This is a genomic window from Actinosynnema sp. NPDC023658 (assembly GCF_040639995.1).
In the GTDB taxonomy this organism is placed as follows: Bacteria; Actinomycetota; Actinomycetes; order Mycobacteriales; family Pseudonocardiaceae; genus Actinosynnema.
The window spans coordinates 1-1,045 of record NZ_JBFAAX010001491.1 but is presented as its reverse complement, the minus strand read 5'-3'; the positions used below and the strand labels follow the sequence as shown (position 1 = coordinate 1,045).

The 1,045-nt window shown below is 71.4% G+C and carries 1 protein-coding gene; it reads left to right on the top strand.

The genetic code is table 11. The features are described from left to right. A partial coding sequence (locus tag AB0G02_RS42025; protein WP_360806717.1) for a PHB depolymerase family esterase occupies positions 1-1,014 on the top strand: 1,014 nt, incomplete at its 5' end. Positions 1,015-1,045 lie beyond the last annotated feature (31 nt).

The following is a 1,045-nucleotide window of genomic DNA, read 5'->3' as shown; positions in this document are numbered from 1 at the left end:
GGGCTGCCCGCGGGCCGACCGGTCGTGGTCGCCCTGCACGGCTGCACGCAGAACGCCGCCGGCTACGGCACGAGCACCGGGTGGCCGCAACTGGCCGACCGCTGGAAGTTCACCGTCGTGGTGCCGCAGCAGAGGTCGGCGAACAACGCCAACTCGTGCTTCAACTGGTTCGAGCCCGGTGACACCCGGCGCGGCTCCGGCGAAGCGCTGTCGATCAAGCAGATGGTGGACAAGGCCAAGCAGGACAACGGCGGCACGTCCGCTTACGTCAGCGGGCTGTCCGCGGGCGGCGCGATGGCCGCCGTCATGCTCGCCACCTACCCGGACGTGTTCTCCGGCGGCGGCGTGGTCGCCGGCCTGCCCTACCAGTGCGCCACCACGGTCGCGTCCGCCTACAGCTGCATGAACCCCGGCACGAACCTCACGCCCGCGCAGTGGGGCGACAAGGTCCGCGCCGCGTTCTCCTACACCGGCCCGCGCCCGAAGGTGTCCATCTGGCACGGCACCGCCGACACCACCGTCCGACCGCTCAACGGCACCGAGCTGGTCGAGCAGTGGACCGACGTCAACGGCACCGACCCGACGCCCGACGTCCGCGACACCGTCGCCGGCTACCCGCACGAGGTCTACGGCGGCACGGTCGAGTTCTACTCGATCACCGGCATGAACCACGGCCAACCCGTCGACCCCGGCACGGGCGCCACCCAGTGCGGCAGCACGGCGGCGTACGTGCTCGACGTGAACATCTGCTCCGCCTACCACCTGGCCCGGTTCTGGGGTCTCGACGGCGGCGGCACGACGCCGACCACGACCAGCGGCGGCACCACCACCACGACCCCTCGACCGCCCTACACCGACACGGTCACCGCCACGGCGACCGACCACTACGTCGCCCAGCGGATCGACGTGGGCGAGTACAACACCCTCGGCGCCCGGTACGGCGACAACACCCCGTTCCCCCTGTACCGGTGCGGTACGGACTGGACCGACAAGGCCGACTGCTCCGCGATCTGACCGCCCGGTGCAACCTCCCGGCGCACCCGTG